Genomic DNA, 25,317 nt, shown 5'->3' with positions numbered 1-25,317 from the left:
AAATGCCCGGATAGCCGGGGTGGACGCTGCGGTCCCACCGCGGCGGGGCTGCTATCCTGCGCGCATCCGGCGCCAGCAAGGTGCCCACGCGCGAGATCCGCCCGCCTCGCGCCGCTCCCCGTCTTTCACTCCACAGGTTTTCGCATGCGGCCCACCCTGCCCCGCAGGTTCCCTCCCCATTCCCTGGCGATCGCGCTGGCCCTGGCCAGTGCGTCCGCCGCTGCCCAGGACACGCCCACTGCCACGCTGGCGCCCGTGATCGTCAATGGCACGCGGGTCGGCGCCTCGGTCATGGACACGCCCGCGTCCGTCGACATCGTCGAAGGCAGCACGCTGCGCGCCCGCCAGCCGGGCATCAACCTGTCCGAGGGGCTGGCCGGCGTGCCGGGCCTGCAGATCCAGAACCGCCAGAACTACGCGCAGGACCTGCAGATCTCGATCCGCGGCTTCGGTGCGCGCTCGACCTTCGGCGTACGCGGCGTGCGGCTGTACGTGGACGGCATCCCCGGCACCATGCCGGACGGCCAGGGCCAGACGTCGAACATCGACATCGCCTCGATCGACCGCGTGGAAGTGTTGCGTGGCCCGTATTCCGCGTTGTACGGCAACTCGTCGGGCGGCGTGCTGCAGGTGTTCACCCAGGACGGCGCGCGGCCGCCCAGCGTGTCCGGCACGTTCTCGGCCGGCAGCGACCGCACGATCCGTTATGGCGCCAGCGCCAACGGCGCCACGGGCTCGGGCATCGGCGAGCTGGACTACGTGGTCAGCGTCAACCGCATGACCACCGATGGCTACCGCGACCACAGCGCCGCGCGCAAGACGCTGGGCAACGCCAAGCTGGGCCTGCAACTGGATGAAGACAGCCGGCTGACCCTGGTGATGAACAGCGTGAACCTGTCCGCCCAGGACCCGCTGGGGCTGACCCGCGAACAGTTCGAGCGCGACCCGCGCGGCGTGGCCGACCCGGCCCTGGCCTTCGATACCCGCAAGACGGTGCGGCAGACCCAGGGTGGCCTGATCTATGAGCGGGACATCGGCGGCGGCGACTCGCTGCGCGCCATGCTGTACTACGGCCAGCGCGACACCGTGCAGTACCAGTCGATTCCGGTGGCCGTGCAGCGCCCCGCCACCCACGCCGGCGGCGTGATCGACCTGGAGCGCGAATACGGCGGCGCCGACCTGCGCTGGACCGGCCGCCGCACGCTGGCCGGCGGCCCGCTGACGCTGATCGGCGGCCTGTCCTACGACACCCTGGAAGAGCGCCGCCAGGGCTACAACAACTACACCAGCCCCACGCAGCTGGGTGTGCGCGGCACGCTGCGCCGCGACGAGACCAACAACGTCTACAACCTGGACCCCTATGCCCAGGCCTCCTGGCAGTTCCAGCCGAAGTGGACGCTGGATGCGGGCCTGCGCTACAGCACCGTGCGCTTCGACTCCGACGACCGCTACATCGAGACCGGCAACGGTGACGACAGCGGCGGCGCGCGCTACCGCAAACTGCTGCCGGTGACGGCGCTGCGCTACGCGCCCACCCAGGACGCCAGCATATACGTGTCGTATGGCCGCGGCTTCGAGACGCCGACCTTCAACGAGCTGTCCTATCGCCCCGACAGCCAGCCGGGCCTGAACTTCGGGCTGGCGCCGTCCGTCAGCAACAACGTCGAAGTGGGCGCCAAGCTGCAACTGCCCGCCGGCCTGCTGACCGCCGCCGTATTCCAGACCAACACCGACGACGAGATCGTGCCCGCCTCGAACACAGGCGGCCGCAGCACCTTCCGCAACGCGGGCCGCACGCGCCGCAACGGCGCCGAACTGGAATGGCGCTACGACTTCGCGCGGCACGCGCGCGTGCAACTGGGCTATTCGTGGCTGGACGCGCGCTATCGCGACTCGGTGTCCGACGTCATCCAGGCAGGCAACCGCATTCCCGGGACGGCGCGGCATGCCTTCTACGCCGGCCTGGCGTGGCAACCCCACGAGGGCTGGCAGGCGGGCGTGGATGCCCGATACCTGAGCAAGATCTACGCCAACGATGCCAACACCGAAGCCGCGCCCAGCTACGTGGTGGCCTCGGCCAGCGCGGGCTATGCGTGGCGCGTGTCGGCCTGGCGCATCGATGCGTACGCCCGCGTCGACAACCTGTTCGACCGCCAGTACGCGGGCTCGGTCATCGTCAACGAAGGCAACAGCCGCTACTACGAACCCGCGCCGGGCCGCACCTGGACGGCAGGCGTGGGGGCGGCGTATTCGTTCTAGGAAACGCGCGGGGTTTTACCAGAGCGACTTGCGCGTCAGGTCGTAGATGTCGGGGTTGTGTTCCAGCATCTCGTCCTCGAAGGCCTCGCCGCCGTGCTTCTCGATGTAGTCGAATTCGGCCTGCGAGATCGGGAACACCTGCAGCCAGTTCACCATGTACGCATCGAACTCGACGCGCGGGAACTCGCCGTCGTTCCAGGAGAACGGCACGCACAGGTACAGATGCGGCGTGGTGCTCTTCGGGTAGTACTCGGCCACACAGTCGCGCAGCACGCTGCCGGGCCGCACGGCCTGGCCGCTGCGCATCAGCGTGAAGGCCGCCGTGGCCATCACGTTGGCCCATTGCTGAAGGTCGTCGGGCATGTCGGCGCACAGTTCGATGCGCGTCTTCATCGGCTCGCCGTCGTCGTGGCGCAGCTCGCTTTCGAACAGGCCCAGCGTGCTGTACGACACCAGGCCTTCCTCGGGCTGGTCACGGATTTCCAACAGGTCGATGGACAGGCCTTCGATCTCGTCGTGGTGATAGGCACGCACGACGGGCTTGCCGCCGATGATGGACCAGGCATGGCGCGCCAGGGCCTGGTGATGCGCGGACGGCGGAGGGGAAGGTTGCGATTCGAGGGCCATGGTGATCATCCGTCTTGGGGTTGCCCCTGGCGCCGCAGGATAAGGATGCGGTCAGCCAGGGCCGGAAATTCGATGGCCCATTGTATTCATCCGATCTGGATAACATCTGACAGCGAAGCGCGTCCCGGTGGGGGACCGTCGGCCTTGAACGGGCTGGACGGGCTCGGCTTGCGGGCCTGGGCCCATGCGCTCAGTCCATGACCATCTGCATGAAAACGTTTGCCTGCTCTGGCGGCAAAATCTCGTGGATGCGCGCGCGCAGGGCCTCCACGAAGTCGGGTCGCAGGGCATACGTGTCGTCGTAGACGTCCTGCTTGTGCTGGCGCAGGAACAGGTCGCCCCAGGCGTGCAGCGCGGCGGCCAGGTGCTCCAGGCGCAGCGCCAGCAGTTGCGGCTTCCAACTGCCTTCGCCGTGCCGGGCGAACAGCACCTCGATGTGCGCCAGCGCCAGGCGGCCGATGATGGGATCGCCCAGCGCGTGGCCCAGCACGACCCAGTCGTCCTGCCAGCCCGCCAGCGGCTTGCCGTCGGCATCCACGGCGTAGCCGATCTGCGCGGCCCGCAAGGATGCCGGGTGGCTGAACAAGTAGACGTCTTCCGCTACCCAGGGGATGGACAGGTCGGCGTTACGCAGCGCCTTGCGCCACAGATTCAGGTCCGGGTGGTAAGGCATCCAGGCCAAGGCCTCGGCGGATGGCTCGGGCAGCGTCTGCTCTGCCACGTCGGGCATGCTGCGCAGGTCGCTGAAAATCTGGTGGATGTCGGTCGTGCGGGGTTCCATGCAGGCGGAGAATACCAAAAAGGCACGCTCACGTGCGCGGATGCGTCAGGGTTGGCGGGTTGTCAGGAGGCCGCCACCCTGTGGCTGCTCGTCCATATCACCGTTTACGCCGTATTCCACGGCGGCTTATGCCTTCGCGTCACAACCTCCGCGAGGAGCGAAGTTCGGCCTCGTGCACCACGCAATCAGCGCGAGCAAGGCCACCTGAAGCGGCAGGCGGGCGATCAGCGCCCAGTAAGGCACATCGGGAAAGTCGGCAGCGTGCTGGAGCATGAAGACGTTGGCCGGCGTCACGGCGATCGTCAGCGCGATCAGCCCCCACCCGGCGGCGCGCCGGGATGCCGCCACAGCACGCCCACCGCCCCGAGCAGTTCGAAAACGCCGGTCAGCAGGACGACTTCGCGCGGCCACGGCACCCAGGGCGGCACGATCCGCATCTCGATATCGGTGGCGGCGAAATGCGCAATGCCGCCGATGAAAAACCACAGGAAGACGACACCCAATCCGATTTTCTTGCCGGTGCTTGGGGCAACATGCTGAATCATGGATAGTGCTCCAGGCAAGGTTGCGGTATGTCTGACCTTACACCGAACCCATGCCCGGCCCTGACGGCGACTCGCCGAGCTCGAAATACCAGATGAGGAATTCGTCGAAGCCGGGCCAGCGAGGCATCAGGCGGCCCGCCAGCAGATCGGAAAGGTTATGGAAATCCATGTCGTACACCGCCCCATCGGCCGCGTTGTAGAGATACATGCCTTCGCTCTGGTCCGACGTCAGCGGCAGATACTGCGCGGGCAGTCCGTAGCGGTCACGCACGTAGTCCAGACAGGACAGGATCGTCGGGTCGTACGGGCCTGCGATGTCCATGAGTTCATCGACGGGACGCGGGGAGATGAAGCCGCCCTGGTAGGCCAGGTAGAAGTGGGCGAACGGCGTGTCCAGGCCCACGCCGAGCCTGTGCAGCGCCGCCTCGGCCTCGTGTCTGTGGGTCCGGTGGATATCGCCGGGCTGCGTGGCGAGATGGCGCGTGACTTGCGGGGAAAGCATGGGGGTCATCAGCGGTGCTCCGGGTACGAGTCCAGATACGGACGCAACTCGGGATACTCGTCCAGGAACCCCTCGCTGCGCAAATATCGGCCCAAACTGCCTTCCTGACGATCCGCCCCATCCACCAGGGCCCAAATCCGTACCTGGTCGCGTGAATTGATGATGCGGCCCGGCAGCAGCAAAGACCACTCCATTGCCCCTTCCCGGCGTTGGAGATCGGGAAAACCGGCGGCCAGCCGATCGGCGAACAGTGCGGGATCCGCGCTGTCCAGCACGAACTCCACTGCCTGCTGAACCCCGTAGTCGTCCTGGTCCGTGAAGGTGCTCAACAGCACATCGATCACACGCGCATCAAGACGCTCACGCACCCCGCGCACCATCTCGATGAACACTTTGACATCGTCGGCATCCTCGTAGCGGTCAAGCGCCATCAAGGCATGCTTCCAAGCCATGAACTCCGCATCGGTCATCTCTCGGCGCTCCAGGCCATCAGGCGGCCAAGTACGAGGCCAGAAAGCTGGCCCAGCTTTCCGCCACGGCGGGACCACTGCGCTTCCCATCGACAGGGCTGACCAGCACGACCGGCGACTCGCCCTGCTGGTCCACCTGGCTGGTGTCCAGGCAAAGCCAGAAATCGCCGTCCTGGAAATCGAGCGCCACGTACGGGTCAGGCAGGCGATAGTCCTCCCTGGCGTATCGGGTGAACGACACCACATCGCCGTCGTCTCCGACCTTGCCCTCGGTCGTCAAGCCCGCAAACGACTGGCAATCGATTTCGATCGCGCCATACGTGGCCAGGAAAGCCCGGTAAGACACGGGGAAACGCACGCCCAGCATGGACTCGGCCTGTTGGATCATGTCCTGCGAGACGCCCGCCGACACCGCGATGTCCGATCCTTCCGCGAGGTTGCGTTGAATCAGCTGCTCGATAAGCGAAAGCATATGAAAAGCTCCTGGATAGTTCCCGAGGTCAGTCCGATCGTTCGCTCAAGGTCAGCCCCTGCTTGTCGATCAGCAGGTCCTCCAACGAGTCGGCAGACAGCTCCAGGCCATCGGGGCTCATCACGCCCATGCCGACCTCGAAGAGGCGTCCTGCGCGGTCGATCAGGATGGCCTGGCCGCCGCTGTCGTCACCGATCATGAAGTGGTCCGGCAGGAGAACCGGCACGTCGTAGTCTTCGTTCCTTCCAAGCAGCGCCCCGATCTCATGCAAGGCCAATCCACCCGAAGCCCTCAGGCCATTGCAGATCGACAGGAAGTCCATATAGGCTCGTGGCAGGACGAACGAGATTCTCGACTGGATGTCGGCGATGTCCTGGAGCTGTGCGGCGCTGTTCAGCGTGAAGCGCGAGGCGAGAGTCTTCCTGTCCAACATGGCTTTCCTTTGAGGTATCTCACAGACGTCATCTGGGACGCTACAAGCGATCCGGATCGGTCCCGCCGGCCAACGCCCTTGCCAGCGCCGCGCCGAACGACGGAGCGATGATCCTGATATCGGCAGGATCGAGATCACCGAAGTTGACACTGCAAAACATCGGCGTCTCAGAGAGGCGGTAATCCAGCAGAAAACAGATGGGCCCGCCATCCGAGCCAATGGCCAGAACCTGCGCGCCGAGATAGCGGGCTATCTGATAGTCCCGATTCAAATCCAGAATGTCCGATGCGGACCAGAACGAAAGATAGACGTCGGCAAATCTGCCCTCGCCACCATCGGCCCAAGCCATGAATGCTCGATAGTCGGCTGGCAGGAACAGCCCTGTCACCCGCCAGATTTCATCCAGGACGTCCAATGATGCCGCAGGATTGGCGTGCCATGCCACGGACATGGCCTGAATCAACCGCTCGATCACACTAGACCCCTTCACGCGGCACCCATTTGCCGCTTGCACTATGCCACGTGCAGACGTCGCGGATCTTCGTCTGGCCATCCTCTACAGCGACTTCATACCGGTACTTCGTCTTGAGCCCTTTCTCGGTTTCGGCCATAACATACGCCGCGCCACCAGACGACTGCGTATCCTCCGCCAGCACTCGCTGCGCATACTCCGCAGGACGCCCCGTCATCAGGATGTCCAATCGCGATGCTCCCAACCGATTGCCTGCGGCTTTCGTCAAATGCGTGTCGTATATCGCCTGGAGCTCCACGCGTGCTGACGCGTTCATGTGCTGGCGAAAGACGGGGTCTGCCTTGTAGGCAGCATCCCGCTTCTGCGAGTGAAACGTGGACTCCCACATCAACATTGCGTCGACAAAAGACCTGACCCTGTCGATTGGATTCACGCCTTGCTCCTTCGACTCGATTCAGCGAAAGCGCCGTGCGGCATCGATATTCCTGAGTTCAAGACACCTGTACGAAGAACATCCCTTCGCGCCTTTCGCCATCGAGATACAAGTACCCCACCGCATCGGTCAACCCGAAGATATCCCTGTACCCGCCAGGAAAATCACCACCGTACAACTGCAGGGCGAATCGCATCCCGTGCGCCAGCCCCAGCGTTTCATTCTGCAGAAGTCCCGCCGGGTCTCCGAAGCCGCTGCCCTGGAATGGGAGTGGCACGTCGTTCCGAATCCGCACCCTTTTGCAAGGGATCATTTCCGTGCCGAAGACCTCTTTCCCTCTTGCATGGAAGAGGACCTGAGTCGTCTTTTCGTGCAAGAGCGTCTCCATCTCCTGGGCATCTCCGTGATAAGTAATGCAGTCCAGAAAATAGTCTTCTTTCGAGTACACCGAAAAGACGGACACATAGCCGTCGAAGTCCTGCAACCCAAGGAATTCCGCGGGAAAGGAAGCAATGAGATGCAACGCCTGCCCCGAGGCAGTGACGGGCCAGGCAGCCACGCCACCCAACAACGCCCCGCCACCGATCCGAGGCTGCGAGGCGTCGTGGCAATCTTCATCCAGCACCAGTTCCTTCATGCTGTCTCCAGGGCATCGTCAGCGACTGACTGCCCACCCCTGTTCCCCACACAATTGCCTGGCCCGACCGAACTCCTCGGCCAGCAGGTCGTCGTACTGCGCTTCGCAGGATTGCTGTTCGTCCAGGGCCTCGGCCAGCAGCGGCCGCGCCTTTGCAGGGCATCCCGTCTCGCAGAACAGATCGCCCAGGCACACCAACGCCTGCACCAGCGACACCGGGTCGCTTTCCTGCTTGGCCATCTCGATGGCCTTCTTCAACACATCCTCGCCGCAACCCAGCTTGCCGTGATCGAGCAGGATCAACGCCTTGCGGAATTCGTCACGCGCGCTCATCGACGCATTCCAATGATGGTCACGGCGTACTGGCTGCTCATACCAGGTCCAAGAAGTCGTCCTTCTCGGCGTAGTGATTCAAACAATTGATGACTTCCTGCATGGAGGCGTCCGGCTTCTGGTTGTACGCCAGGTCGACGACATCCTGAAACTGATCCGCGTTGTAGAAATACGTAAGGCCGGCCCGCGTGACGATCTCGGGAGGAATCTCGCCGTCATCCTCGACGTCGCCGGTGTGGCCGACGAACAGCAGCATGCCACCATAGGCCGACTCGGCGCCGGAATGCGCGTAGATCGAGTACACGACCTCTCGGTCGGCGCCCGCCCGTACCAAGGAAATCAATTCCTCGATGGGATAGAACTTGCCAATCTCCAGCTGCACCATCTCCACTCCGTATCTTTTTCTTTGAACCATGGCACGGGTCGGAGATGCCTCCGCCCGCTCCGAATCGGCTTATGAGCCGATGTACTTGTGCCGTAGCCGAAGCTCGCCGTCGGGCTTGCTCAGTTCGACATGCAGGGTCGGCTCTTGCGGCTTACCGTCGACCCAGATCACGCAGTCGGCTCCCCAGAAACCGGGTTCGTTCGTCTCGTACAGATCGATGAAGGGCTGGGAGCCTCGTTTGCCGGAAAACGCCACATCGGACGGCGCCAGCCCGATGTCTGGCCTACGTCCAAAATAACCGTCCAATGATTCGGTGATCTCTTGAACGATGGGCTCACCAACACCGAACCGCGCTTGCAGCATGATCCGATCCTCGTCGTTCAAGGCCCGCACGTAGCAGGAGATCAACGCATACACCTCAAACTCGACAGAAGCATCCATCCAGGTCATCCGAAATCAGGGCACCAGTATGTCGTACAGATAGACGGGCACACGAGCAGACTCATCTGACCTCAAGCGGAATACCGCGAAAGCATCCGAGCAGCCGTGATGCGAAAAAATCGGCACCTCGATGGATAGCTTATCTTGAGAATTTCCCGGGATAACGAAAACGAAGCCCTCTGCCAAGTCGGCATCGGAAATCGTTGCCATCTTCTGCCCCGCAAGGCATTCGGCCAGAGCGGCCCGATACTCCGATGCGGAACTCGGACCCGCAAGCCCTTGCGCAACCAGGCTTTCGAACCTGTCTTGCACCATCTCTTCGTAGATATGGCGTACCTGCGTCATGCAGGCGGGATGATCGATCAATTTACTTTGCACAATAGAACTCCTATCTTCTATTCCCCACAGTGCGCATCGGCGAGTTTCCAGTGAATCCAAGATTACCGAAATACGGATCGACATGCGCTTCGAAGAGACATCTCGCCTCCTCAGGCGAAAGGCCGGCGTACCGAAGCGCCTTGTAACCGATGCGCCGTTCAGCGGCATAGCTGCCACCACCAGCCTGCCGCTGCACCTGAGTCGCCAGATAATGCTCCGATCCGATCTGCGTAGACGGACCTTGGAGTTGAACGCTAGGCGCCCCGCCGTAGGAGTAACCGGCCGTACCCTGCGGCACTGACGCATGTTGGATGATGTGATGCCCGTCGGCAGGCGTAGACGACTTAGAACCGTACTCTCGTCCACTTGCTCGCATGTTAGCCAAGACTTGCGCACAATCGCATCGACAGCGCGTCAAACCCAGGGGATCCGCCCATACGAGTGGATTGGGTGCGTACTGGTAGGCATTGATGCCGCCGTTGAGGCCAACCACGTCCTGGCTGATGAAGCGCCCTATATGCGGATCGTAGTAGCGATGCCGGTTGTAGTGCAGCCCGGTCTCATCGTCATAATATTGGCCTTGAAAGCGCAGCGGCTGGGGCCACGAGGCGGCATTCTCTCCGACCTCGCGGGCATCACCCCCTTCTTTAACCTCCACCTCGCCCCACGCAAGATACTTCGCCCTCCAGATGACCTCGCCGCTGGCAGTCGTCACTTCACGGGGGGTGCCGATCTGATCCACGTGGTAATGAAACACCTCGTCGGCCGGCTGGCCGTCCTTGATTGTCGAATCGATTCGGGCGAGGGGAACATACGGCGACTCCGCGTATACGAAAACGCTGGTGCGCCGAGCTCTCGTAACCGCCATGAGGCGATCCCCGTCCCAAACAAAGCGAGTCATTCCAAACTCATCGCGTTTGCCTACGCGACGGTTCGCCGCGTCATACGAATAACGATGCCGCCTGGTCACGCCTCGTCTGGAAACCTCCGCCGTCACCATCCGATGCAGCGGGTCGTACTCGAAACGCATGACGGTATGTTCACCGATGCGGCGCTCCACAACGTTGCCGAACCCATCGTAGACATAGCGGTGGCCCTTATAGAACCGCACCCTGTTGTCGTTTAGTGCCGTTTGGTTGCTGACCGGTTCTGCAGGCACGTCGAAAGGATGATTGTCTCTCCCGATCGGCCAGGTCACAGACCGTGAGGGCGCTTGATTGGCAAGGTCTCCAGCGGATATCTCGACGATGTTCGATGCTGGGTCGAAATCGAAGCGATGCTCGTTCGACCGCCGCAATCTGCCCAATGCATCGTATACATAGGAGACCGAGCCAGCGGTGACGTCCGCGATCGCAAGCACGTTGCCAACCGCATCGTACCGATAGGCCCGCTGCACAGAATTCTCTTGAAGCCCCGCCCCCTCGAAGACAGCCGTATGGGAGAGCTTGGTACTCGCAATGGGCTGCACTCGGTGCTCCGTCTGGCCCACCTTCATGGGCGCCGGCTCGGCGCACTGTTCGATCAAGCGGCTTCGGACGTCATAACCAAACGTGCTTTGCAACCGTCCTTGCGTGCGAAAGACCTCGCGATGCACGGAATCTCGCTCCATGTCGGAGATAACGTAGCCGTCGACGTTGACCTGATGAAGATGCCCACTGCCGTAGTACAGCCAGTTAAGTTCACGGCCGTCCGGAAGTGTGGTTCGAACTCTGTTGCCCAGCTCGTCGTAGCCATGCCTCACGGTCAGACTCACCCCAGCCACCGCCGAGACCTCCGAGATCAGCCGTCCCAACGGATCGTACGCAAAAGCCAACAATCCAGCATTGTTCTTTGCCGAGACCAACCTGCCCAGGGCATCGTAACTATAGTACGAGCGGACGTGCTCACGCGTGCGCGCGTGGCTCGCGCTGAATTCCACAATACGTCCAGCCAGATCACGCTGGTAGCGCGTTCGGATCACATCCGCATGGCCTCCCGGCTGCTCCTGACCTCGCTCCTCTTTTTCGAATAGCCATCCCGACGCATCGTAGCGGTATTCCTTGGAGAGTCCATCGAAACCCTGTTCAAAGGTCAACCGGTTCAGCAGGTCGTATCCGAATAGATATCTCGCGCCGTTCTCGTTGATCAGCAAGGAGACCCTACGAGCCGCGTCATATCGGTAATGAAGAGCATTTCCCAGCGGGTCTATCCGAGCAACCGGCTTGCCATCCGTGGCCAGGTAATAGCGTGTGATAGCCCCGTTCGCATCGCTGTATGCGATAAGGCGGCCCAGTCGGTCATAGGCTAAATGTTCCGCCGCACCATCGGGATGACGAACCGATACGAGTCTGCCAACGTGATCGTACTGATATCCCGTCGCCGCGCCTGACGCATCCGTGATTTCTGACAGATTGCCGCGCACGTCGTAGCGATAGTGAGTTTTTGCCCCGGAACAATCGGCATAGCCTGTGCACAACCCATCAATACCGTATGACAAGCGTTTCAAGCCGCCGCGCGCATCCCGAATTGCCACGACGAGACCTCGGCTGTCGCGATGGTATTCGGTTCTCTGCCCCGAAGGATCAGTCTCCAGCAAGAGCCCACCCCGGCCATCGTATTCATAGCTACGTGTCTGACCCAACGCATCCGTGATGCTGGTTGGTAACCACGGAAAGTGACGGTGATATTCGATAAAGGTCTGCGTGCCGTCGGGTTCGGTTATGAGCAGGGGCAGGCCCTGGGCATTACGGGCATAGCGCCTTACGCGTCCGGCGGGATCTAGCTCCTGTAGGACGTTTCCATCCCCGTCCAACTCGAAACGCGTCTCTCCGCCCTCCGGGTCCACGTAAAGCTCCAGCCGCTTCGCCTCGTCGTACCGATACCGGGAACTGCGCCTCAAATGGTCGACGACGCGAGTCTCGCCATCCCGATAGATAAGGCGCCATTCGCGATCCAAGGAGTCGCTGTTGCGCACTACCTTTCCGGTGGCCGTGTATAGGTCGTACTCGTATCGAGATTCGATCCCTCCCGGCTGGCGATGCATCACCATGATGTGATTGCGCCAGCCGAACTCTCGCACGAGATTACCTGCAGCGTCATAGACCTGGGACAGATCACCTTGGTGCGAGTAGCGGTAGGACATCAATAGATCACGTGACGATCTTCCCGTAACTTCGTGCACGGCAGAGATCCGTGCCCCGTGGCCTGTCTGAACGTAATCCAACTCCACACGGCGTTGCGAATCGCTAGTTATGGCTACGAGCAAGCCTGCATCATTCCAATGAACCAGCAACATGTTGCTGTATCCATCGCTGATGCTGCTCAACCGCCAACGTTGGGCACCCACAGCCGAAAAACGCATCAAACGGCCCGATGAATCAGCCAACAACAGGATGCTTTGATCAGGCAACCCTCCAAACAACATTTCTTCGCCCGGCACGCGAGCTAGAGTTCCTGGCACGAGCGACGGTAACGGAACTCGACGCCCCTGTTCATCGACGAACGTATGGCTACGCCCCTCGGTGACAATGGAAATGTCAAACGGTAACGTCCAGCCTTGGCCGAATCCCCCCACGCGTGAAATATCGGAGAAATAGCTTCGTTGCCATTGGATCGAAGGCAGACCCGGCAATACGAAATCCAGATCTTCCGCTCCGGCCAGGAATTTACAGCCGTACATGGGATTAACGGGATGTCCGACAGCGCCAACGCACAGTATTCGGCAACCAGGGTTCTGGGGACTGCCATCGTTGCTGCTGCCGTCCTTCACATGCGCGCCACCTTCGGGCTCCGGCCGATTGCGCCGCTCATGCCGTCGATGCTTCAAGCGCTTGAAGAACGCCGCCATGCTCTCGCCCTTGCGCATGGCAAAAGCACTGGCCTCGCCAGCCAGCCGGGCGGCCTGTGTCCCCTTCAACGCCGCCTGCCCCGCCGCACCAGCGCCAGCGGTCGCAGCCGTCACCGCAACGTTGGCCGCGACCTGCCCCAGCAGATACCCCAGCCCCTCCGCGCCGCCGTTCGGCTTGTTCAGCATCTCCTGCAGTTGATCCGCCACCGAGCACGCCGTCGCCCCCAGCGCATCCATCAACGCCTCGGTGATACCGTCGACGATATCGTCAATCGTCAATTCACCGTTGTAGATCGCCTGCCCCAGGTCCAGCGCCTCCTTGGCGCCGCCCGTCACACTGTTGTACGCCCCCTTGGCCGACTCCCAAGGATTCGAGACGACACCCCAAGCGCCCTGCAACGCACCCCACACGCCCTCGGCCATGCCAGAACCGGCATCCACCGCTCCGCTGCCCATGCCGGACGCCGTGGCCCACATGAAATCCGTCGGGCTGTTCTGCCACTCCGCCGCGATCTTCTCTTTCAGGTTCGCCAGTTGCAGCTTCAGCTTGGTCAGGCAGACATCGACCTCGCCGCCACCCGTGGCGCCCGCATTGACCACCGCCGTGGTGTTGCCTGCCAACGACCCCGGCGTGGCCGCGTTGATCTGCCCCACGTGCCCGTCGTGCACCTGGAACTCGCCCTGGCTCTTGACGGTGCTGCTGTGCTCTTGCGGATTGAACGGTCCGCTCTGGCCGCCGCTGCGGATGCCGATGCCGGCATTGCCCTGGCTCTTGGGCACGTACGAGCCCATGTGGAACACGGGCGTGTCCTGGCCATTGGTGGGATTGGGATTGCCCCGCAGATCCCGGGCCTGGTCGAACGTGGAGAACGAGATGAACGCGCAGACCGTGTTGCCGACCTTGCACATGTCCGGCTTGTCGGCCACCGCGATGTGATTGGCCCGCTTCTCCGCGATGAATTCGGTGCTCATGCCGCACCTCCTTCAAGGCGACTCACCACGACAGGGAACGCGTCCACGGTACCCAAAAAGGGCGCCACACCGGACTCAAGAAGACAACGAGGCGGACTCATGCGCGCGTCCCCTCGCCCTGGTCGCGCGCCAGCGCGGCACGCCAGCGGTCGGCCTGCGTGTCGGGCTCGGGCTGCGGCAGGGGTTCGCCTTCGGGATAAAGCACTTCCGGAATGGCCAGCTCCATGCCGATCCAGTCCGGATGGTCGACGTCGTTGGCCACGGCCAGGCGCCAGTTCAGGCGCACCGTGCGTTTCACCGTATCGATGGCCAGCGTGTCGACGTGCATGTCGGGATATCGGTTGTTGCCCCCCGAGCGCACCGCCGCGAAGCCCAGCCAGCGCGGCAAGGCGAATTTCACCTTGGGCTCGCCCTCGATCAGGTTGAACAGTTCCACTTCCTGACCGCGCGCCAGGTATGGCAGCCACTGGTCGGCGGGCGCCGTCTGCCAATAGGCAGGATCGAAATCGTCGGGATAGGCCGGGCCATCGCGACGGATGCGCGCCTCGTCGATGGTGCCCAGCCGCTGCGCGCGCGGCTGCCAGTGCATCGGGATGGGGCCGAAGCCCGCCACGCGCTGGATACGACCGGGCTCGGCGGGCGTTTCATCATCGGGGTATTCGATGCTGGGCGCGGCCAGCGCCCGCACGTCGGCGGGCAACTGCGTCAGCGCGCCCAGATAACCGATACCGCTGGGGTTCTGGTCGTAGGCCGCCGTCTCGTCGTCACGGCCGGTGGAGACCGTACCGCCATAGGCATGCTCGTACAGCAGCGGTACACGCTCCGCAGCCTCGGGCGCGGACAAGCGCCAGTTGCCGCGCCGCTCGCGCTCCCAACTGCGCGGGCCCGATATCTTCAACAGCTTCGACCATCCGCCGATGCGCACGCCCACCAGCCAGTTCTGCGCGGCCCTGCCTTCGGGCGCGATGGCGTCACCGCTGATCAACACGTCGGCATGCGGCTTGAAGGGCAGCAGCTCGGACTCCAGCAGCAGGCTGCTGACCTGCTGCTGCGCCCGCGCATCCGAGCCGGCACGGCCCGTTCCAGGCGACGCCAGCACGGTACGGAACTGGTCCGCCATGACGAACGCGGGCTGGTCCTCCAAGGGGTCGAGCACCCACTTTCCCGCCCGCTTCTGCAGCAAGTAGGTGGCCTGCAAAATCAGGCAGTGGTGCAGCCGATTGCCGTGGATGTGATGCCGAAAGCCCAATCCAGGGTACTTCGTCAGGTTCGTGTACATGAGTCAGTTCAGATCGATGACCTTGCCGTCCAGGTCGACGATTTCCGACCCCGAAATCTTGATCTTCACACCGGTGATGGTGATGGTGCCGTCCGACTCCAGCTGGATGCTGGACTTGCCCGTCGAGATGGTGATGGCCTTGCCCGCACTGATCGACACGCTGGTGCCGGCATCCATGCTGAACATCTTGCCCACATTCACTTTCTTCATCATGCCGACGTTCTCGAACATGGTGAAGCCGATGTTGGCGTTCCATGCGGCGCCCACGTTCAGCATGTAGCCTGCGCCGATGGTGGTGACCTCGGCGATGCCGACGTTGTGCATCGAGCCAAGCGCCACGGTCTGCACGCGGTTCGCGCCCACCGTCACGGTCTCGTTGGTGCCGACGCGGCGGGTGCGGTTCGAGCCCACGCTGTGCTTCTGGTTGATGCCGATCGAGACGTCTTCGTTCAGGTCCACCTTTTCCTTGCGGTTCTGGTGAATGGTGATGGTCTCATCCTTGTCCACTGTCTCGGTGCGCTGGCCGTGTACGGTGATGGTCTCGTTGCGGTCCACCGTCTCGGTGCGATCGCGCTTGACGTTCACCGTCTCGTCGCGGTCGATGGTCTTCTTGCGATCCTGACCCACCCAGTGGGTCTCGTCCTTTTCGACCTCGATATCCTGGTTGCGCTCGGCGTGGATCCACAACTGCTCCGCGCCCATCTTGTCTTCGAAGCGGATGGCGTTGGCATTGTTGGGATCGCCCGCCGGCGTGGAGCGCGACATCAGCCCCATCTGCGTGGCGTTGCCCGGCAACTCCCACGGCGGCATGTTCGACGCGTTGTACACGCGGCCCGTGATCAACGGCGCATCGGGGTCGCCGTTGATGAAGTCCACGACCACCTCATCGCCGATGCGCGGCACCTGGATGCCGCCGAAGCCCGAGCTGGCCCACGGATTGGACACACGGATCCAGCACGAGCTGTTCTCGTCGCGCGGGCCGGTGCGGTCCCAGTGGAAATGCACTTTGACGCGGCCGTACTGGTCGGTCCAGATCTCTTCGCCGGCCGGGCCGGTGACCACGGCGGTCTGCGGGCCCAGCGTGCGCGGCTTGCGCGTGACGCGCGGCGGGCGGTAGGCCAGCGTGGCCGGCTGCACGGTCAGGTCGAACTCGCACACCGTGCCCTGCTGCGCGTCGGCGGCGGGCTGCGGCACGGAACCGTTCAGCGAGGCCAACGAAGTATTCAATACCGCGGGCATGAACCCCGCGCCAGGCACGCCGCCGCTGTAGTAGCCGCTTTCGCTCAGGCGGTAGCGCGTACCGACCACCAGGTACTTGCGGTTCTCGCTGTCGCGCGGGCAGTTGCGCATCGAGAAGATCGATGCGGTCTGCAGGCCGCGCACGTTGCTGCGCAGCTCGGCCTGTTCGCGTTGCTGGTGCAGTTCTTCCATGCGCACGCGCGCATAGTCCTGGCCGTGGTCGGCATCCTTGTAATCGCCCGGCCATTGATAGACCTGGTGCGCGTCTTCGTCGTGCTGCGCCGGATGGCGCTGCGTGGCGGCCAGCGCGGCCTTGGGGTTCTCGAAGTTGTAGTCGTCGGTGACGTACTCGCCCGAACGCACTTCCTCGGCCACGCGCAGGTCGCTCAGGTACGACTCGTCGGGCATGCTCTGGCGTTCGGCGCCGTAGTACGGCAGCGAATCGCAACCGGGCGAGGCCTCGTGCGCCGACATGTCGTCGGCCATCACCAGCTCGTGCTTGCCGTTAGCGTGCTTGAACCAGTAATGGATGCCCTCGTGCTCCATCAGCCGGCTGACGAAATCGAAGTCGCTCTCGCCGTACTGCACGCAGTAGTTCCACGGCCGGTACGACTCGACCAGCTTGCGCTCGATGCTGTGGCCGTAAGGCTTCAGCACTTCCTCGACGATGTCGGGGATGTTCTTTTCCTGGAAGATGCGGAAGTCTTCGCGGCGCGAGGCCGACCACAGCCAGGGCCGCACGGTGGCGCGGTACAGGTAATACCGCTGCGTGGCGGTTTCCTTGCCCATCAGCGTGAACCGCGTGATCTGGCCATTGAGATAGCGCGTGCCGCTGCCGATCTCATCGGTGTCGATCTCGATGGTCAGCGATTTGCCCAGGAAGCTGCGCAGATCCAGGCCCATGCCCTCGTACAGCACGTCGACCTGGAATTCGAAGAGCTGCGAAAGCTGCTCCTGCCCTTCCATGGCGCGAAAGAGGATACCGGCGGGCGCGCCGGCGATTTGAACGCGAACAGTATGGTTGGCGGCCGACGCCGCTGCGGGGATATCCATGTGCGGGGATCTGATTCCAAAGGAATGGGGCGCCGAAAACAAGCCGCCAGCGTGCGCAGACGATCCTAGAAATCAGATGTGACTGGAGTGCTTCGTTACATGTGTTCCGTAACATCGCTTCCCTGTGAGCGATTTACAGAATTTGCATGAACACACAATTTCCCGCACGTTTCATGTAAGAAATACACTGGGAAAATTGGCGCCATATCACCGCCAACGCCAGCGAACTGCTGGCATCCGGCAGCAATCTTTATATAGGCTGGGGAAGAGGGTGCCGACTTGTTCACTAGGGTCCGTCGCCAAATGAAATACCGTCACGGCGATGATCTGCCAGGAGATCAAGCTGTAGTGCACGTGAATGAGCAAGCTGTCGGTGCGGAATGTGAACCGCCCGCTTGCCTCGAAACCACCCTGCTTGGCCGTTGCGGGCATTTTTTCGCGTACGGCATCCGGCCCGTCGGCAAAGACGAGGCCGAACGGCAATGCTCCTGAATAGCCTTTGGAACCGTAGAGGCCCGCGCGCGACATCTTGAAGCCCGCAAAGCATTTCTGCTTGCCGGCGCCGCCCAATTCGGCGGCAGGCAAGGCATAGAACGACAGTCCGCATTGCCGATGGAACTGCGTATTCTCGTGGGAGGACAAGTCGCTTGCCGTCACAGGCGCACCGACGCTGGCCTCGACAAGCTGCAAGAGCGTCGTGTCGGTGACGGGCTTGCCTATCATCCGCGCCAGCAGCTTCCAGTCCCTGTCGCTGACGGGGGCTTCGCCTTTCTCGTAGATGTTCTGGAGCCGGAACGAGAAGAAATCGATATTGCCCTGTCCCTCGGGCGCATAGCAGACATCGAGCACATACGCATCGACCAGGAATTGCGAGACCGGCAATCCATAGGGAGCTCGCGTCGCGCGGGGCGGACCGAATGCACGCTCCAGATCGGCCGGGCTCATGCCGAAAGACAGCCCATACGGCAAGGTCTGCTGCCAACCGGCGTGCCCCCCGACGCCTGCGTTATAGAACAGGATGGCGGACGCCGCGAACGGCCCCTGGATGCCGGATATACCCAGCAGGCGCTCCTGCGCCTGGGCATCGTCGAACTCCAGCGTGAATCCGTATCGCCAGTATTCTTCGACGGTGGCGCCTTCCCTGTCGTCATCCGAGTCAGGCCAATTGAACAGGCCTGCCTGCGCGAAGCGCTGGAGCAAGTCCTTGTCCTGTATACCTCGACCCAATGCCGACATCACCAGTTGCGCATCGATGGGATGCGTCGAATGACTCATTGGACTTCCGCTGCAACGAAACGGATGAACGTGATTTCGCGCGTCGTGAGGTCAAGGCGAAAGATCAGGTCTATGCCGGGCAGAATCGCATCGTAATTCAGGAAATAAGCGCCTAGAAACTCGTCCTGGCTGGCAGGCTGGCCGAGTGCCCTGACGATCTCGGCTTCCGTCATATCCACCCTCAAGCCGTAGGGCAGCGTACCCGTGAAGTCGCCAACATCCTCTTCGTATTTTCCGTTCTGGACCGTCACGTCCTCCAGGAACAGGAACCCGGCGGCACGCGGCGCGCCACGCGTTTCTTCATAGGAGTCGGTGAATTGCAGTTGCACCGATTCGCTGTCCAATCCAACGGTAGCCAACGGGCGGTCTTTCCCAGTCAGGCGTCTCGTCTGACCCGACGCTTGCAGAAAGTCGTCCAGATCCGGATCGCTGCTGGGCAGGCCAATGAAGGAAATCGCCCTCTCGATGTTGATCGACATACTCAGAAACCTCTGATCGTCATGTTGATGATGCCTTGCAAAGGCTTGTCTATGGGACGCATCACATTGCTCACTGGATTTTCGCCGCAGTGAAGCGAATGAAAGTGATCTCGCGCGTCTTCATGTCGAGGCGAAAAATCAGGTCTATGCCAGGCAGCACCGCATCGTAATTAAGAAAGTAAGCTCCTAGAAACTCGCTCTGGCTGGTAGGCTGGCCCAGTACTCTGATGATCTCAGCTTCCGTCATGTCCACGCGCAATCCGTAGGGAAGCGTGCCCGTGAAATTGCCGACATTCTCTTCGTATTTCCCGTTCTGAACCGTCACGACCTCCAGGAACAGGAACCCGTCGCCACGCGGCGCGCCACGCGTTTGTTCGTAAGAGTCGGTGAACCGCAAATACACCGACTCATTGTCCAAACCGACCGCGGCCAAGGGACGGTCCTTGGTGGTGAGACGCCTCTTTTGTCCGGACTGCTGCAGGAAGTCATCAAGATCTGGATCGCTGCTGGGCAAACCGATAAAAGAAACAGCCTTCTCGATGTTGATCGACATACTCAGAAACCTCTGATCGTCATGTTGATGATGCCTTGTAAAGGCTTGTCCGGATCCATCCAGCGCATTCATGTCACGCATCATGGCATCTCGCAGGTTGCCCGCGCCGCCACGAAAAACGGGTTGTTGCAGTTGCCCCACGTACGGCCGCTGTCCTTGTGAATGTCTGCCGAATTTCCCCCCGACGCCACCTCTGGATTACTTATAAATGAGAATGATTTATTATTCGGCGATTCCCGCTCCCCACTGCCATGCCGCCCTCCCGTCCCCCACGCCAAGGATGGCTCGCCTATTACGGCGGGTTCCTCGAAGCCTGCGTGCGGCGCATCGGCAATCGGGCCGATGCGGAAGACATCGCGCATGACGCGGTGGAGCAGTTGCTGCGGGCGGATGCGTCCGGCGCATTGCAAGCGCGGCAATACCTGTTCCAGGCGGCGCAGCACCGCACGATCGATGCCTGGCGGCGTCAGGAACGGTTGCCTCATGTCGCCTGGGACTGCCTGCCTGAAGACACGCATCCCATTGCCGCCCCCGCCGATGCCACGCTGGCCACCGGCCAACTGGCGGAGGCGTTGGCCCACGCACTGCAGGAACTTCCCCCGAAATGCCGCGAAGCCTTCGTGCTGAACCGCATCGAGGGCTGGTCGCAGCGCGAGATCGCGCAACGCATGGGCCTGTCCACGAACATGGTCGAACGCCACGTGATGCGTGCCATGCAGCACGTCCGCCAGCGCCTGGACGGGTACGATACGCGATGACTTCCGATCGCCATTCATCCTTGCCTGACGATGTGCCCGGCGCGCCCCGCGATGCGGCGGCGTGGTGGTTCGCGCGCCTGCATTCGGGCGCCATGAGCCGTCAGGACCAACGCGACCTGACCCGGTGGCGCCAGGCGGATCCCGAGCACGAACGCGAGTTCCAGGCGGCCCAGGCCTTGGGCAACGTCGCCGCCTCTCTGGACCGCGAACGCGTGCGCGCGCTGCTGGGCGGCAGCATCCCGGTGCGGCCCACGGTGCGCCGGCGCCAGTTGCTGCGCACAGGCCTGGCGCTGGCGTGTACGACGGCCGCCGTCGCGGGCATCGGCCTCTACTGGCCAGCCGACGATCCGCACTACACGGCCACACTGGCCACGCGCAAGGGCGAGCGCCGCGCGGAAACGCTGCCCGATGGCTCGGTGCTCGAACTGAACACCGACACGGAAGCGCGGGTGTCGCTGTACGGCGAACGGCGCGTCGTCGCGCTGCGGCGCGGCGAAATCATGTTCACCGTCTCCCCCGATCCGGCGCGCCCCTTCATCGTGGACGCGGACGTGGGCCGGGTGCGCGTGGTGGGCACGCGCTTCGACGTTCGCCGCGACGCAGACCGCATGAACGTCTCGGTGGAATCGGGCATTGTCGACGTATCGCCGGCAAGCGGGTGGAACCGCGCCACCCGGCGCCTGACGGCGGGATTGGGCCTGGACCTGGCCGGCGGCCGCCTGGGCGAGGTACGGCGGGTCGACGTGGCCAGCCTGACCGCCTGGCGCGGTGGCCGTATCGTCTTCGAGGACGCCTCGCTCGCCGACATGGTGCGCGAGATCAACCGCTATCGGGACCGCCCTCTGCGCGTGGCCGATGCACGCCTGGACGCGCTGCGCGTCACCGCCTCTTTCCGCCTGGACACCCCGGACGCGGTGGCGCAATCGCTGCCGAAAATATTGCCGGTCGGCGTGCGTACCTTGGCCGACGGTACGACCCTCATCGAACCTCGCTGACCGCGGCGCCGTTACAAAATAGTCGCGGCAGGCATTCAGGAGTTCTGGCGGCTGATTCGTTCTATAGGAAAACCCACGCGCCGGCCTTCGGCGACGTGTGCCCCCGTCCGCCGGCCCGACGCCGCGTGGGCGATGAACGACCGACCTGGAACGCCCCGTGAATCGCAGAACCTCGATCGAGACCAGACCTCCTTCCCCGACGTCCGCGCTGTGCGGCGCGCTGGCATTGGCATTGCCGCTGGCCCTGGGCATGATCCCGCCCGCCGCCGCCGCGCAGGCCGCGCCCATGCAGATCACCATTGCGCAGCAGCCGCTGTCGGCCGCGCTGCTGCGGCTGGCCGAACAAACCTCGCTGCAGATCTTTTTCACGCCCGACGTGGTGAGCGGCGTGCAAGCCCCCGCGGTCGACGGCCGCCTGACGCCCGAGCAGGCCTTGCGTGCGCTGCTGCAAGGCACCGGCATCCGCTACACGCGCGAGGGCAACAATGTGACGCTGCGCCGCGAAGACACGGTGGCCGTGCTGGCGCCCGTCACGGTCACGGCCCGCGCGGAAACCGCTGACGACGCCATCGACGGCTATGTGGCGCGCCGCTCCAGGGCGGGCACCAAGACCGATACGCCCATCCTGGAAACGCCGCAGTCGATCTCGGTCGTCACGCACGATGCCCTGGAGAACCAGGGCACGCTGAACGTGGCCAACGGCCTGCGCTACACGGCGGGCGTGGGCGCGGCCGCGTACTCCAACGGGGACGGCAATGCCTTCGACGTCTTCACGATGCGCGGCTTCGTCATCAGCAACAGCGGCCTGCTGCTGGACGGCCTGCGCCTGCATTACAACGTGCTGGATGCGCCCACCGAAGTCTATGGCCTGGAACGCGTCGAGGTGCTGAAGGGACCGTCGTCCACGCTGTACGGGCAATCCGGACCCAGCGGCGTGGTGAACCTGATATCCAAGCGCCCCAGCGCCGAAAGCCATCACGAGATCGCGGTGACGGGCGGCTCGTTCGATCGCCGCCAGATCGCCACGGACCATACCGGCGCGCTGAACGAGGACGGCACGCTGTCGTACCGCCTGACGGGCCTGTTCCGCGAAAGCGACACCTACATCGACGACAACCGCGACGACCGCATCTTCATCGCGCCCGCGCTGGCCTGGCAACCCTCCGCGGCCACCCGTTTCACGCTGCTGACCAGCTACCAGAAAAGCAAGAACAGCCAGTACATGGGGTTGCCCTACAGCGGCACCGTGCGCGACAACCCGCTGGGCCGCGTCAACCGCCACACCAACCTGGGAGACCCCGACTACAACTACTGGAACACGACCAGCAAGTCGGCAGGCTACATCTTCGAGCACAGCTTCAACGACACACTGACCCTGCGCCAAAGCGCCCGGTACAACCGCTCTACCCTGCAATACGGTTATCTGTTTCCCGCGATCGCCACGCTGGACCTGCCCGACAACCGCACCGTGCCGCGACAGGGCATCCGCCGCCACGACGAAACCGATACGCTGGCCGTGGACACCAATCTGACCGGACGCTGGAATGCGCTGGGCGGCGAGCACACCACGCTGGTCGGCGTGGACTACGCGCGCAGCCATTCCTCGACGATGAACTACCGCGGCGCCGTCGCGGCCACCGACCTGTACGAGCCGGTGCGTGGCATTGCGAACCTGCCGCCCACGCTGGCGCTGCGCAACAGCGACAGAGTGCGCTACGAGCAGGTGGGACTGTATGCGCAACAACAGAGCAAGTTCCTGGACCAGTGGGTCGTCACGCTGGGCGGCCGGCAGGACTGGGCCGAGAACAAGGCGTTGAGCCGCGTCAGCGGCGTGCGCGCCGACCAGCGCGACGACGCATTCACGGGCCGAATGGGGCTGACATATCTGGCGCCGCATGGCATCGCGCCCTACGTCAGCTTCGCCAAGTCGTTCGAACCCGTATCCGGCACGCGCTATGACGGCACGCCCTTCGTACCGACCGAAGGCAAGCAATACGAAGTCGGCGTGAAGTGGCAGCCGCCCGGCAGCAACACGCTGGTCACACTGGCGGCCTATGACCTGAGGCAGCAGAACGTGCTGACCTCCGACCCGGACCAGATCAATCATCCGGGCGGACGCGTGCAGACCGGCGAGATCCGCTCGAAAGGCATCGAACTGGAAGCGGCCACGGATCTGACGCGCAGCCTGCGCATGCGTGCGGCGCTGACCTTCAACGACAGCGAGATCACGCGCAGCAACGTGGCGGGCGAAGTCGGGCGGCGTCCGCCGGACACGCCGTCGCGCATGGCGTCGCTATGGCTGGACTACAAGCTACCCGAGAACATGGTGCGCGGCCTGACGGTAGGCGGCGGCGTGCGGTACGTGGGCGGCACTTACGATGGCCCCAATGCCGTGAAGACGGCGGGCTACACCGTGTATGACGCGATGCTGGGCTATGAAATCGAGCGCTGGAAGTTCACGCTGAACGTGCTGAACGTCTTCGACAAGACGTACTTGAGCTCGTGCTATGCCTATGCCTGCTATTACGGTCAGCCGCGCACGGCGATGCTGACGGCGCGCTACGCCTGGTAGCGAGCCGGCAGGGCGCCATCGCCGGCGCCCTGCCGGGGCCTGGACTCAGCCCAGTTTCTGCAAGGCCTGCTCGCGCGTGTCGGTCACCGTCAGGATGGCCAGGAAACCGCTGATGTCGAACACTTCGCGCACCTGCGGCTGGATGCTGCACAGCACCAGCGCGCCCGCGCTTTGCTTCAGGCGCTTGGCCAGCACCAGCACCACGCGCAGGCCGGCGCTGGAGATGTAGTCGAGGCGGGACAGGTCGAGGACGATCTTCTGGGCGCCCTTCTCGATCTGCGCCACCAGGTCGGCTTCGATGCCGGCGGCGTTGGCGCTGTTGATCTGACCTTCCGGCATGACCAGAAGCACCTCTCCGATTTGTTCGGTCGCGAGATTCATGGGGTGTGTTCCCAGGGTGAAGGGTGACAGGGGGAATGCAGGCGGCAGGCGCGGCCATGGCAACGCCCGGCTTGACGGCAAGATGATACGCGAGACAGGCATGGCCGCCATGACGAAAAACTGTTCAGGCGCAAGCCCGCATTCGTGCATACTTCTTACCTGCACTTCGACCCTGCACGCCAAGGCGGTTTATGCCCCATCAGCCCGACACGCTAGAACTGACGCCGGACGCCAATGCCGTGACGGCCGCCACCCAATGGCTGGAAGGCATTGCCGAGCGCGAAGACTGGCCGCCCAAGGTCACGTTCGGGCTCACGCTCAGCCTGGACGAAGCGCTGACCAACATCGTCTCGTATGCATTCAAGACCCCGCCATCCAACGGCGCCGCCCCCTCGGTCACCATCGCCTGCCGGCGCGACGGCCAACGCATCCTGCTGGACGTCGCCGACAACGGCGTGCCCTACGATCCCACCGTGGCCGAACTGCCCGACCTGGCCGCGTCGCTGGACGACGCCGACATCGGCGGCCACGGCACGCGGCTCATGCGCCACTACCTGCAAGACCTGGCCTATGCACGCGATGGCGACTGGAATCGCCTGACCATGATCGTGCAAACCTGATTTTCACGACAGGAATACGATCGGAGGGAACTTTCCGCCGCCAACTGTCACTGAGTTGCAAATTAGCCGAAATTTGCAACTAATAGACACAGTTCTCGGTATGATGGCGACCTCCCTTCCCATTCCCGGAGCCCGCATGCGCCCCTC

26 protein-coding genes are annotated in these 25,317 nt (G+C 63.1%); 5 read left to right on the top strand and 21 right to left on the bottom strand.

Annotation, left to right across the window (positions count from 1 at the left end):
• Positions 1–144 precede the first annotated feature (144 nt).
• On the top strand, positions 145–2,259 hold the full coding sequence (locus A7W11_RS10165; RefSeq protein WP_082887188.1) for a TonB-dependent receptor family protein: 2,115 nt from the start codon (positions 145–147) through the stop codon (positions 2,257–2,259).
• A gap of 15 nt (positions 2,260–2,274) precedes the next feature.
• Here the strand turns inward: A7W11_RS10165 and A7W11_RS10160 are convergent, their stop codons facing one another.
• The 20 genes from A7W11_RS10160 to A7W11_RS10070 all read right to left on the bottom strand — a co-directional run bounded on the left by A7W11_RS10160 (position 2,275) and on the right by A7W11_RS10070 (position 19,985).
• Positions 2,275–2,886 carry a suppressor of fused domain protein gene (locus A7W11_RS10160; RefSeq protein WP_235816840.1) on the bottom strand — a complete coding sequence of 204 codons (612 nt, stop codon included), beginning with the start codon at positions 2,884–2,886 and terminating at the stop codon, positions 2,275–2,277.
• Between the two features lie 190 nt (positions 2,887–3,076).
• A complete protein-coding gene (locus A7W11_RS10155; RefSeq protein WP_066411113.1) occupies positions 3,077–3,667 on the bottom strand; it encodes a hypothetical protein in 591 nt (196 codons plus the stop codon).
• 311 nt (positions 3,668–3,978) lie between these two features.
• Complete coding sequence (locus A7W11_RS28730; protein ID WP_235816839.1) at positions 3,979–4,212, bottom strand: DoxX family protein; 234 nt, start codon at positions 4,210–4,212, stop codon at positions 3,979–3,981.
• A 37-nt stretch (positions 4,213–4,249) separates the two neighbouring features.
• Entirely contained in the window at positions 4,250–4,723 is a 474-nt protein-coding gene (locus tag A7W11_RS28725; RefSeq protein WP_235816838.1) for an SMI1/KNR4 family protein, read from the bottom strand.
• On the bottom strand, positions 4,723–5,184 hold the full coding sequence (locus tag A7W11_RS10140) for a hypothetical protein (RefSeq protein ID WP_066411111.1): 462 nt from the start codon (positions 5,182–5,184) through the stop codon (positions 4,723–4,725). Before A7W11_RS10140 ends, A7W11_RS28725 begins: the two co-directional genes overlap by 1 nt.
• Before the next feature lie 19 nt (positions 5,185–5,203).
• Positions 5,204–5,656, bottom strand: coding sequence for an SMI1/KNR4 family protein (locus A7W11_RS10135; RefSeq protein WP_066411109.1), 453 nt, complete (start codon positions 5,654–5,656; stop codon positions 5,204–5,206).
• A gap of 28 nt (positions 5,657–5,684) precedes the next feature.
• Positions 5,685–6,089: an SMI1/KNR4 family protein gene (locus tag A7W11_RS10130; RefSeq protein WP_082887187.1), complete on the bottom strand. Its 405-nt coding sequence runs from the start codon at positions 6,087–6,089 to the stop codon at positions 5,685–5,687.
• A gap of 40 nt (positions 6,090–6,129) precedes the next feature.
• The gene (locus A7W11_RS10125; RefSeq protein ID WP_082887186.1) at positions 6,130–6,564 is read right to left on the bottom strand and encodes an SMI1/KNR4 family protein; all 435 of its coding nucleotides are present in this window, start codon (positions 6,562–6,564) and stop codon (positions 6,130–6,132) included.
• Position 6,565: 1 nt separating this feature from the next.
• On the bottom strand, positions 6,566–6,994 hold the full coding sequence (locus tag A7W11_RS27405; RefSeq protein WP_082887185.1) for an NTF2 fold immunity protein: 429 nt from the start codon (positions 6,992–6,994) through the stop codon (positions 6,566–6,568).
• A 58-nt stretch (positions 6,995–7,052) separates the two neighbouring features.
• Entirely contained in the window at positions 7,053–7,631 is a 579-nt protein-coding gene (locus tag A7W11_RS10120) for a hypothetical protein (protein WP_066411106.1), read from the bottom strand.
• Between the two features lie 18 nt (positions 7,632–7,649).
• On the bottom strand, positions 7,650–7,964 hold the full coding sequence (locus A7W11_RS10115; protein WP_066411104.1) for a hypothetical protein: 315 nt from the start codon (positions 7,962–7,964) through the stop codon (positions 7,650–7,652).
• A gap of 37 nt (positions 7,965–8,001) precedes the next feature.
• Positions 8,002–8,349 carry a DUF7716 domain-containing protein gene (locus A7W11_RS10110; protein WP_066411102.1) on the bottom strand — a complete coding sequence of 116 codons (348 nt, stop codon included), beginning with the start codon at positions 8,347–8,349 and terminating at the stop codon, positions 8,002–8,004.
• Between the two features lie 69 nt (positions 8,350–8,418).
• Positions 8,419–8,790, bottom strand: coding sequence for a hypothetical protein (locus A7W11_RS10105; RefSeq protein ID WP_156523046.1), 372 nt, complete (start codon positions 8,788–8,790; stop codon positions 8,419–8,421).
• A 15-nt stretch (positions 8,791–8,805) separates the two neighbouring features.
• Complete coding sequence (locus tag A7W11_RS10100; protein ID WP_162270259.1) at positions 8,806–9,168, bottom strand: hypothetical protein; 363 nt, start codon at positions 9,166–9,168, stop codon at positions 8,806–8,808.
• 10 nt (positions 9,169–9,178) lie between these two features.
• Entirely contained in the window at positions 9,179–13,966 is a 4,788-nt protein-coding gene (locus tag A7W11_RS10095; protein ID WP_066411093.1) for an RHS repeat-associated core domain-containing protein, read from the bottom strand.
• Between the two features lie 97 nt (positions 13,967–14,063).
• Positions 14,064–15,245 (bottom strand): DUF2169 family type VI secretion system accessory protein, encoded by a 1,182-nt coding sequence (locus tag A7W11_RS10090; RefSeq protein WP_066411092.1) that lies wholly within the window; start codon positions 15,243–15,245, stop codon positions 14,064–14,066.
• A 3-nt stretch (positions 15,246–15,248) separates the two neighbouring features.
• Positions 15,249–17,537 carry a type VI secretion system Vgr family protein gene (locus A7W11_RS10085; protein WP_066411085.1) on the bottom strand — a complete coding sequence of 763 codons (2,289 nt, stop codon included), beginning with the start codon at positions 17,535–17,537 and terminating at the stop codon, positions 15,249–15,251.
• A 207-nt stretch (positions 17,538–17,744) separates the two neighbouring features.
• Entirely contained in the window at positions 17,745–18,812 is a 1,068-nt protein-coding gene (locus tag A7W11_RS10080) for a hypothetical protein (protein WP_066411084.1), read from the bottom strand.
• The gene (locus tag A7W11_RS10075) at positions 18,809–19,291 is read right to left on the bottom strand and encodes a hypothetical protein (RefSeq protein WP_066411083.1); all 483 of its coding nucleotides are present in this window, start codon (positions 19,289–19,291) and stop codon (positions 18,809–18,811) included. The genes A7W11_RS10080 and A7W11_RS10075 overlap by 4 nt, the downstream gene beginning before the upstream one ends.
• Before the next feature lie 70 nt (positions 19,292–19,361).
• Complete coding sequence (locus A7W11_RS10070; RefSeq protein WP_156523045.1) at positions 19,362–19,985, bottom strand: hypothetical protein; 624 nt, start codon at positions 19,983–19,985, stop codon at positions 19,362–19,364.
• Between the two features lie 110 nt (positions 19,986–20,095).
• Here A7W11_RS10070 and A7W11_RS10065 point away from each other — a divergent pair, with 110 nt between their 5' ends.
• The 3 genes from A7W11_RS10065 to A7W11_RS10055 all read left to right on the top strand — a co-directional run bounded on the left by A7W11_RS10065 (position 20,096) and on the right by A7W11_RS10055 (position 24,169).
• Positions 20,096–20,602, top strand: coding sequence for an RNA polymerase sigma factor (locus A7W11_RS10065; RefSeq protein ID WP_066411080.1), 507 nt, complete (start codon positions 20,096–20,098; stop codon positions 20,600–20,602).
• The gene (locus A7W11_RS10060) at positions 20,599–21,597 is read left to right on the top strand and encodes a FecR family protein (RefSeq protein WP_066411079.1); all 999 of its coding nucleotides are present in this window, start codon (positions 20,599–20,601) and stop codon (positions 21,595–21,597) included. The genes A7W11_RS10065 and A7W11_RS10060 overlap by 4 nt, the downstream gene beginning before the upstream one ends.
• Before the next feature lie 157 nt (positions 21,598–21,754).
• Positions 21,755–24,169, top strand: coding sequence for a TonB-dependent siderophore receptor (locus tag A7W11_RS10055; protein WP_156523044.1), 2,415 nt, complete (start codon positions 21,755–21,757; stop codon positions 24,167–24,169).
• A gap of 45 nt (positions 24,170–24,214) precedes the next feature.
• On the opposite strand, the gene A7W11_RS10050 is transcribed toward A7W11_RS10055, so the two are convergent.
• Positions 24,215–24,550 (bottom strand): STAS domain-containing protein, encoded by a 336-nt coding sequence (locus tag A7W11_RS10050; protein WP_066411078.1) that lies wholly within the window; start codon positions 24,548–24,550, stop codon positions 24,215–24,217.
• Between the two features lie 191 nt (positions 24,551–24,741).
• Between A7W11_RS10050 and A7W11_RS10045 the strand changes: the two genes are divergently transcribed.
• A complete protein-coding gene (locus A7W11_RS10045; RefSeq protein ID WP_066411075.1) occupies positions 24,742–25,170 on the top strand; it encodes an ATP-binding protein in 429 nt (142 codons plus the stop codon).
• Positions 25,171–25,317: the final 147 nt, after the last annotated feature.

Origin of the sequence: Bordetella ansorpii, assembly GCF_900078315.1 — a bacterium.
Lineage (GTDB): Bacteria > Pseudomonadota > Gammaproteobacteria > Burkholderiales > Burkholderiaceae_B > Bordetella > Bordetella ansorpii.
Note: the sequence above shows the minus strand (reverse complement) of the source record. Positions and strands in the feature narration are given on the sequence as shown.

Coding starts and splice junctions, on each gene's coding strand:
- A7W11_RS10165 (WP_082887188.1), top strand. CDS start 145: ATGCGGCCCACCCTGCCCCGCAGGTTCCCTCCCCATTCCCTGGCGATC.
- A7W11_RS10160 (WP_235816840.1), bottom strand. CDS start 2,886: ATGGCCCTCGAATCGCAACCTTCCCCTCCGCCGTCCGCGCATCACCAG.
- A7W11_RS10155 (WP_066411113.1), bottom strand. CDS start 3,667: ATGGAACCCCGCACGACCGACATCCACCAGATTTTCAGCGACCTGCGC.
- A7W11_RS28730 (WP_235816839.1), bottom strand. CDS start 4,212: ATGATTCAGCATGTTGCCCCAAGCACCGGCAAGAAAATCGGATTGGGT.
- A7W11_RS28725 (WP_235816838.1), bottom strand. CDS start 4,723: ATGACCCCCATGCTTTCCCCGCAAGTCACGCGCCATCTCGCCACGCAG.
- A7W11_RS10140 (WP_066411111.1), bottom strand. CDS start 5,184: ATGACCGATGCGGAGTTCATGGCTTGGAAGCATGCCTTGATGGCGCTT.
- A7W11_RS10135 (WP_066411109.1), bottom strand. CDS start 5,656: ATGCTTTCGCTTATCGAGCAGCTGATTCAACGCAACCTCGCGGAAGGA.
- A7W11_RS10130 (WP_082887187.1), bottom strand. CDS start 6,089: ATGTTGGACAGGAAGACTCTCGCCTCGCGCTTCACGCTGAACAGCGCC.
- A7W11_RS10120 (WP_066411106.1), bottom strand. CDS start 7,631: ATGAAGGAACTGGTGCTGGATGAAGATTGCCACGACGCCTCGCAGCCT.
- A7W11_RS10115 (WP_066411104.1), bottom strand. CDS start 7,964: ATGAGCGCGCGTGACGAATTCCGCAAGGCGTTGATCCTGCTCGATCAC.
- A7W11_RS10110 (WP_066411102.1), bottom strand. CDS start 8,349: ATGGTGCAGCTGGAGATTGGCAAGTTCTATCCCATCGAGGAATTGATT.
- A7W11_RS10105 (WP_156523046.1), bottom strand. CDS start 8,790: ATGGATGCTTCTGTCGAGTTTGAGGTGTATGCGTTGATCTCCTGCTAC.
- A7W11_RS10095 (WP_066411093.1), bottom strand. CDS start 13,966: ATGAGCACCGAATTCATCGCGGAGAAGCGGGCCAATCACATCGCGGTG.
- A7W11_RS10090 (WP_066411092.1), bottom strand. CDS start 15,245: ATGTACACGAACCTGACGAAGTACCCTGGATTGGGCTTTCGGCATCAC.
- A7W11_RS10085 (WP_066411085.1), bottom strand. CDS start 17,537: ATGGATATCCCCGCAGCGGCGTCGGCCGCCAACCATACTGTTCGCGTT.
- A7W11_RS10080 (WP_066411084.1), bottom strand. CDS start 18,812: ATGAGTCATTCGACGCATCCCATCGATGCGCAACTGGTGATGTCGGCA.
- A7W11_RS10075 (WP_066411083.1), bottom strand. CDS start 19,291: ATGTCGATCAACATCGAGAGGGCGATTTCCTTCATTGGCCTGCCCAGC.
- A7W11_RS10065 (WP_066411080.1), top strand. CDS start 20,096: ATGCCGCCCTCCCGTCCCCCACGCCAAGGATGGCTCGCCTATTACGGC.
- A7W11_RS10060 (WP_066411079.1), top strand. CDS start 20,599: ATGACTTCCGATCGCCATTCATCCTTGCCTGACGATGTGCCCGGCGCG.
- A7W11_RS10050 (WP_066411078.1), bottom strand. CDS start 24,550: ATGAATCTCGCGACCGAACAAATCGGAGAGGTGCTTCTGGTCATGCCG.
- A7W11_RS10045 (WP_066411075.1), top strand. CDS start 24,742: ATGCCCCATCAGCCCGACACGCTAGAACTGACGCCGGACGCCAATGCC.